Raw genomic sequence first — 7,306 nt, forward strand, 5'->3', positions numbered from 1 at the left:
CAGACTCTTTTTGTCAATCTTTTGTATTATAAACGATAAATCATCTTTTGAATAGTCTTTAACTTAACCAAACTAAATCAAGAAAAAGAAAGATTAAGAAGTAGCCAGTAGCAAAAGCAAGTACCAGCGGCAATATTGCTGCCATAACCCCTTTATAGATGGCCTTCTTTTCTCCTTTTGAAAGTACGAATACGTCATCTTCCAAAGGATTTTTCTTATCTTCTTGCACCATCTTTTTAGATCGATGGGTTTGGCCCGCATACCAAGGCATGCCTGGTACATTCATATCTGCTATTGTTCTTCCATCATCTTTTATTTCATGTTTCATCTTATTTTGCCTGTTCTAAAAGATGACATGCTACAAAGTGGTCATTGCCATAGTCTTTGTACTCTGGAACTTGTGTCTTACAAATTTCCATACATTCTCTACATCTTGTATGGAACTTACAACCTGATGGAGGATTTGCTGGAGATGGAATATCTCCTTCTAGAACAATACGATTCATTTTTACAGTTGGATCAGGTACTGGGATTGCACTAAAAAGTGCTTTTGTATAAGGATGCATTGGATTGGCAAAGAGTTCTTCTTTTGGTGCTTTTTCTACTAAGCTTCCAAGATACATAACCCCAACTTCATCAGAAATATGCTCTACAACACTTAAGTCATGAGAAATGAATAAGTAGCTGTAACCAAATTCATCTTGAAGATCTTTAAGTAAGTTGATGATTTGCGCTTGAATCGATACGTCAAGTGCTGATACTGGCTCATCACATACAATCATTTTGGGTTTAAGTGCAATAGCACGTGCAATACAAATACGTTGTCTTTGTCCACCTGAGAACTCGTGTGGGTAACGGTCAATATGGTGAGGTTGAAGTCCACATTTTTCCATAACATTCATAATATATGCTCTGTATTCTTCTTTGGGTACAATGTTATGTTCACGTACACCTTCTCCAATGATTTCACCTACAGGCATTCTTGGACTTAATGAACTGTAGGGGTCTTGGAAAATAAGTTGCATTTCAGGGCGTATTTTGCGAAGTTGTTTATGGGAAAGACCAAATACATCTTTGCCGTCAAACACAACACTTCCACCTGAGTTTTCTTGAAGACGAAGGAGTGTACGCCCTACTGTTGTCTTACCACATCCTGATTCTCCTACAAGCCCAAAAGTAGAACCTTTTTTGATATTAAAGCTAATACCGTCCACTGCTTTAACGTGTCCTACAACATGTTGGATAACCCCACCTTTAATAGGGAAATATTTTTTTAACGCTTTAACTTCTAAAATATTTTCTGACATCTATTTCCCCTCCTTTGCTTCATAAAGATGACAAGCTACCTTATGGTTGTCATCAATCAACTTAAGTATTGGGATATCACCTGCACAAGCTTTAATACATTTGTCACAACGGTCTTTGAAGAAACAATGTGTAGGCATATGTACAGGGTTCGGAACAGCACCAGGGATAGAGTACAGACGTTCTACCACTTTCCCTACTGCTGGTTTACTCTTAATAAGTCCCATTGTATAAGGATGTTGTGGATTTAAGAAGACTTCATGTGCTGTCCCTTGTTCTACAATTTTACCTGCATACATAACGACAACATAGTCAGCCATCTCTGCCACCACACCAAGGTCATGGGTAATCAATAAAATACTTGCATCGATTTTATCTTTAATATCGCGAAGTAGGTCTAAGATTTGTGCTTGAATAGTCACGTCAAGTGCTGTTGTAGGCTCATCGGCAATGATAAACTGTGGGTCACATGAAAGTGACATAGCAATCATAACACGTTGGCGCATACCACCTGAAAGTTCATGCGGGTAGCAATCATAGATACCTTCTGCACGGGCAATCCCTACTAATTTAAGCATTTCAATGGTTTGCTTTTTAATATCTTCTTTGCTCATGTCAGGTCTATGAAGTGCAATGGTTTCATCAATTTGATAACCAATCTTAAAGATTGGGTTTAAGCTCGTCATGGGTTCTTGGAAAATCATTGCGATTTCATTACCACGAATATGTTGCATTTCACTAATAGGTGTTTTAACAATATCAACAGCGCCATCTTTACGATTGTAGCGAATTTCACCATCTACAATTTGACCAGTAGGGCCTTGCACAAGTTTCATCATAGAAAGACTTGTTACAGATTTACCACAACCAGACTCTCCTACTAATGCTACTGTCTTACCTTTTGGAATCTCAATAGAAACACCATTTACAGATCTTACAGTTCCCATATCTGTATAGAAATAGGTATGTAAATTATCAATCTCAATGATATTTTCTGGATTTTTCATAGTTGTTTGATACTCAGAAGGATTCACGTTTTTACGTTTCTTTTCTTTTTCAAACTTTTTAATGACCTTGCTATTTTCTTTAGCAATTTGTTTCATACGAAGTTTTGCTTCTTTTTGCTCTAATTTCTTTTGTTTTTTCATTTCTGCTGTCATACCAGTCATGTTATCACCTACCTTTTCATTTTAGGGTCAAAGGCATCACGCAGGCCATCCCCTACGAAGTTGAAGCCTAAAACTGTTAATAAGATACAGAATCCAGGTGGGAACCAAATATTCATATATTCTCTCATAATAACAGGGTCATTAACAGTATTAACCATATTACCCCATGAAGCAAGTGGGAATGGTACCCCTATACCTAAATAACTATAAGCTGCTTCTGCCAAAATAATACTACCCATACCCATTGTTGCAATAACAATAAGTTGTGGCATTACGTTTGGAATTAAGTGTTTAATAATACGCTTAGCTGGATGAAGTCCAATGGCTTCTGTGGCAACCATAAACTCTTGCTCACGCAAGCTTAAGATTTGACCACGTACAATACGTGCTACACCCGTCCATCCCAAGAATCCCATTGCAAGCATAAGGATATAAATTTTATACTCTTGTGGCACTGCATATGCAATCATAATAGAACTAATAATGAGCATGATTGGTAATGTTGGGATACAATAGAAGACATCGACTATACGCATAATCAAGTTATCAATTTTACCCCCGTAGTATCCTGCGATACCACCTAGTAATATACCAAAGAATATTTGTATACCTACTACTACGAACCCTATTAAAAGAGATACACGTCCGCCGTACATAAGACGTACAAGTACGTCACGACCATCTTTATCTGTTCCAAGCCAGTGCGTTTTTGAAGGTTTTGCTTTGTTATAAACCTTTACCCCTTCTGCTGTTGGATCCATACCTTTATGGTCATCTGAACTAAATTCTACCCCATCTTTGATAAAGAAAATAGTATACTCACCATAGCTTGTAAAAAGAGGTCCTAAAAAGGAAGCTAAAAACATAGCTACAAGAATAATAACCCCACCTATAGCAAGTTTGTTACGTAAGAAACGTTTCATAACAAGTTGACCAGGAGTAACGATTTTCTCAAGGTTTACAACTTCTTTTTTGTTGGTTTCTAAATTTGTAGTTTCTGCCATTTTCATCACTCCTTATTTAAGTCTTACGCGTGGGTCAACCACTGCATAGAGAATATCTGATAATAATGTTCCAAATAAAGTAAGTACTGCTAAAAACATAGTGAACGCCATCATGAATGGAATATCCCCTGCACGAAGTGCTTTAAGTCCAACATATCCAAGCCCCTCTATAGAGAAGATTCCTTCTGTAATCATAGCCCCTGAGAAAAGTCCAGGAATCATCCCACCAACCATTGTTACAATTGGAATAAGTGTATTACGGAATGCATGTTTGTAAATAACTTTGTGTTCGCTAAGTCCTTTAGCTCTTGCTGTACGTATGTAGTCTGCATTTAATACTTCTAACATATTGGTACGGCTATAACGCATCAGTCCACCAATACTCAGTACGGTTAATACTGTAATAGGAAGAACAAAGTGCCATGCCATATCCATAATAAGGGCAAATCCTTCATAGTCGGCACGTGCATTGACCATCCCTTGAAGTGGGAACCATTTCAGCTCCATAGCAAAGATTCTTTGAAGTATGGCTGCAAAGAAGAAGCTAGGAAGTGAAATCCCTAATAATGCAATGGTTGTAACGGAATAATCTGTTGCTGTATATTGTTTTGTTGCCGAAATAATACCTAGTGGAATGGCTATAAGAAGTTGTAAAATAAATGAGGGGAGTGCCATCCAGAAAGAAATCCACATTTTATCTTTAATAACGTCTTGAGCTGGTTTGCTGTATACAAATGAATTTCCAAAGTCCCCTTTTACTGCTGACTTAGCCCAATCTATATATCCTTCTACGATCCCTTTATTTAAGCCGTAAAGTTCTGCTAACTGATCTTTCATTTCTTGTGTAACATCTGGTCTACCTTGTGTCATAGTACTTACATAGTCTGTAGGCGCCATACGTAGTAAACCATAGATGATCATAGATACACCTAATAATATGAAGATTGAGATAAACAATCTTCGAACAATAAATTGTCTCATCTACTTCACTCCTTTTCTAGAATACTTAAGTCTTAGTTATTTGTGATTAATATCAACTTACAATAAATAGATTTTTTGCATCTATTTTACATAACTCCTATTATAGGCTGATATTAATCACCAACCCCTAGGGAGTTGGTGATTAGTTTCATGCCTTATTAATTATTTAAGTCTAAACGTTTCAACTTCAGCAAAGTATGTGTAGTAAGGTGTCATATCTTTTGGAAGTGATTCCATATCTACAACTTCTTGGTTGAATACGAACATATTTTTTCTTTGATAAACTGGCATTTCAACTGCTTCATCCATGATGATGTCAAGTGCTTGGCTGTAGCACTCTTTTCTTGCTTCAATATCATTGGTTGCACGTGCATCCATGATAAATTTATCTAAATCAGCATTTTTAATCTCATAATGATTTGATGGTCCTTCTGAGTGGTAAACTTGGTACATATCTGGATCTGCTGTTGCACCCCATGCTGCTACCCACATATCCCAGTCATGTTGGTTCAATCTATCGAAGAATACCGTTCCGTCTGTATCAGCGATTTCAAGTACAGCACCGATTTTTTCCATTTCTGTTTTCATTTGTGTAAGTACTGGAGCTGTTGGATGGTCCATCGTACCGCCACCTGGAATACCTACTTCGATACGAAGTTGTTTACCGTCTTTTTCAAGACTTGGTTTTCCGTTTTTATCTACTTGTGTGTAGCCAGCAGCTGTGAAGTATTCCATCGCTTTAGCTGGGTCAAATCCGTAGTATTCTGTACAGTCTTGAGGATAAGCCCAAGATACTTTTGACATTGGTCTTTCAATAACATCTGCAAGCTCACCGTAGTATGAATCAACTGCAGGACGACGGTTCATAAGATGCATTAAGCCTTTACGTACATTGACATCTGGAATACGCTCAGCATTTAACCCAATGTATCCGTATCCTAAGTTTTCTACTAATTTGTATTCAAGACCAGCATCTTCTACATTTGCTACCATTTCTTTTGAAGCTGATGGGTCAGAAATATCAAATTCCCCAAGTTTTAAACCTTCAAGTTTGTTAGCTTCTGCTGTAACTTGGAACTTGATTGTTGGTGTAGCCGGTGCACCTTTGAAGTAATTTTCATTGGCATTAAGTGTTACTACGTTGTTTTCAAAGCTTCCAAATTTGTAAGCACCTGCACCCATTGGAGTAGCATTTCTTGATTTAACTACACTTACATCACCTTTAACGTATTCTTTACCTGCATCATCTACACCGTAGTAGTGTTTAGGTGCTACATCAATGCCACCTAATTTCCAAATAGCAGCTGGATCAATACCTTTAAGTGTAACTTTTACAGTTCTTTCATCTACTTTTTCAATACCACTGATTTCTGTTGCATCACCTTTTACGTATTCTTCAAGACCTACAACTGGTAATGTTACAAATGTAGATGGACCATCATATGTAGGGTCAGCTAATACTTTGTATGAGAAGATGATATCATCTGCTGTTACAGGTTGACCATCGCTGAACACCGCACCTTCTTTAATTGTGAAAGTGTAAATGGTTTCTGTAATTGTGCCGTCATCGCCTTTTACTTCTTCAATAGCGTACTCTGCTAAGTTAGCTTCTGGTTGTGCATTACGGTCTGATTTAATAAGTGCTGCATGCACCATGTTTGAAATATCCAGATCGTATCCTGTAGTTGCAAAGAATGGGCTAAATACGCCATTCATTTCAAGTGATGCAACAACAGCTGTTGTATATTTTGATTTTGATGTTTCTTCTTTTTTTGTATCTTCAGCTTCACCTGTAGTATCCCCTGAAGTTTGAGCTTGATCTTCTGTAGCTGGTTTTTGTTCTTGACTACAACCTACAAGGTTAGTTGCTACAAGACCCGTTGCTACAGATAAAAGTAAGAACTTTCTAGCAAATTTTTTCATTTTAATCCCTCCATTTTGTAATAATTATTCAATAAACTCGGACAGTTTTTGCAACTTACAAGTTGTATACAATCATTATCCAAGACTTTATTTACAATTCCTCCTTCATCTTATCATATTTTTGCAGGTTATTCAATGCAATTCTTTAACTTTATGTTCATTTTTATGTATATTTATAAAGATGCACATAACTGAATGATTCCTGTTCCAAAAAATCTATCATATTTTTGAATTTATCCTTTCTATTGATTTTCTTATATGTACATTTGTATGTTTAAAATCTCTTTTCTATTCATTTATTTCCGCCTTTATGACAACAAAAACGAGTAAAAGGAGTGATACACCCTCCTTTTACTCGTTTCCTTCTGTTGCATAACCATCTATGTTTTGACACTCATAAGGCTTATCTAAAAGTTGGCTTGCCGTCATAGGTGGCATCTCAGCTAGAACATCACTTAAATAGCCTGGACAATTTTGTTCATCATTTAATTCTCTGCTATTAAAAAGTTCTCGTACCTCTTCTATTATAGAAGTATCTACTGCATTTTCTTTCATATATTTAATGACTTGATCCGTTTGATAGATGTGACAAGTACCATTTTCAGCCCCTATTAGTGTATAAAGATGACCGACATCTACAGGTGTTAGGGTATCATAATTGTAATCTTGGTCTTTGCAATATGCATCTAAGTCTTTTGCTTCTTGTTCATCACAATACTCTAATACTTGCCCATGATGGTCAAAGCAAATGATTTGATGATTAGGTGCCGATACAACATATTTCATGTACTCACTTCTTTCATTTTATAGTGTCCTCTATAGTATCTCATTTAAAGGTATCTTTTATATATTTTCACTTTTATTCATCTATTATTCATCAAACATTTATATTTTAGCAGTATATCTGTTAAATAGACCCAACTA

General features: G+C 36.5%; 7 protein-coding genes. All 7 read right to left on the minus strand.

Annotation, left to right across the window (positions count from 1 at the left end; all coding sequences use genetic code 11):
* Positions 1 to 58: 58 nt before the first annotated feature.
* The 7 genes from RRY75_RS07055 to RRY75_RS07085 all read right to left on the minus strand — a co-directional run bounded on the left by RRY75_RS07055 (position 59) and on the right by RRY75_RS07085 (position 7,168).
* Positions 59 to 328, minus strand: coding sequence for a hypothetical protein (locus RRY75_RS07055; protein ID WP_332491890.1), 270 nt, complete (start codon positions 326 to 328; stop codon positions 59 to 61).
* Position 329: 1 nt separating this feature from the next.
* Positions 330 to 1,307, minus strand: a complete 978-nt coding sequence (locus RRY75_RS07060) for an ABC transporter ATP-binding protein (protein WP_332491892.1) — start codon at positions 1,305 to 1,307, stop codon at positions 330 to 332.
* A complete protein-coding gene (locus RRY75_RS07065; RefSeq protein ID WP_334309708.1) occupies positions 1,308 to 2,465 on the minus strand; it encodes an ABC transporter ATP-binding protein in 1,158 nt (385 codons plus the stop codon).
* Positions 2,466 to 2,482: 17 nt separating this feature from the next.
* The gene (locus RRY75_RS07070; RefSeq protein WP_332491896.1) at positions 2,483 to 3,478 is read right to left on the minus strand and encodes an ABC transporter permease; all 996 of its coding nucleotides are present in this window, start codon (positions 3,476 to 3,478) and stop codon (positions 2,483 to 2,485) included.
* Positions 3,479 to 3,490: 12 nt separating this feature from the next.
* Positions 3,491 to 4,459 (minus strand): ABC transporter permease, encoded by a 969-nt coding sequence (locus RRY75_RS07075; RefSeq protein ID WP_332491898.1) that lies wholly within the window; start codon positions 4,457 to 4,459, stop codon positions 3,491 to 3,493.
* Between the two features lie 162 nt (positions 4,460 to 4,621).
* Positions 4,622 to 6,382, minus strand: a complete 1,761-nt coding sequence (locus RRY75_RS07080; RefSeq protein WP_332491899.1) for an ABC transporter substrate-binding protein — start codon at positions 6,380 to 6,382, stop codon at positions 4,622 to 4,624.
* A 351-nt stretch (positions 6,383 to 6,733) separates the two neighbouring features.
* Positions 6,734 to 7,168: a hypothetical protein gene (locus RRY75_RS07085; protein WP_332491901.1), complete on the minus strand. Its 435-nt coding sequence runs from the start codon at positions 7,166 to 7,168 to the stop codon at positions 6,734 to 6,736.
* Positions 7,169 to 7,306 lie beyond the last annotated feature (138 nt).

The sequence above is a fragment of the Niameybacter sp. genome, from assembly GCF_036655075.1.
GTDB lineage: Bacteria > Bacillota > Clostridia > Lachnospirales > Cellulosilyticaceae > Holtiella.

Coding starts and splice junctions, on each gene's coding strand:
- RRY75_RS07060 (WP_332491892.1), bottom strand. CDS start 1,307: ATGTCAGAAAATATTTTAGAAGTTAAAGCGTTAAAAAAATATTTCCCT.
- RRY75_RS07065 (WP_334309708.1), bottom strand. CDS start 2,465: ATGACAGCAGAAATGAAAAAACAAAAGAAATTAGAGCAAAAAGAAGCA.
- RRY75_RS07070 (WP_332491896.1), bottom strand. CDS start 3,478: ATGGCAGAAACTACAAATTTAGAAACCAACAAAAAAGAAGTTGTAAAC.
- RRY75_RS07055 (WP_332491890.1), bottom strand. CDS start 328: ATGAAACATGAAATAAAAGATGATGGAAGAACAATAGCAGATATGAAT.
- RRY75_RS07085 (WP_332491901.1), bottom strand. CDS start 7,168: ATGAAATATGTTGTATCGGCACCTAATCATCAAATCATTTGCTTTGAC.
- RRY75_RS07075 (WP_332491898.1), bottom strand. CDS start 4,459: ATGAGACAATTTATTGTTCGAAGATTGTTTATCTCAATCTTCATATTA.
- RRY75_RS07080 (WP_332491899.1), bottom strand. CDS start 6,382: ATGAAAAAATTTGCTAGAAAGTTCTTACTTTTATCTGTAGCAACGGGT.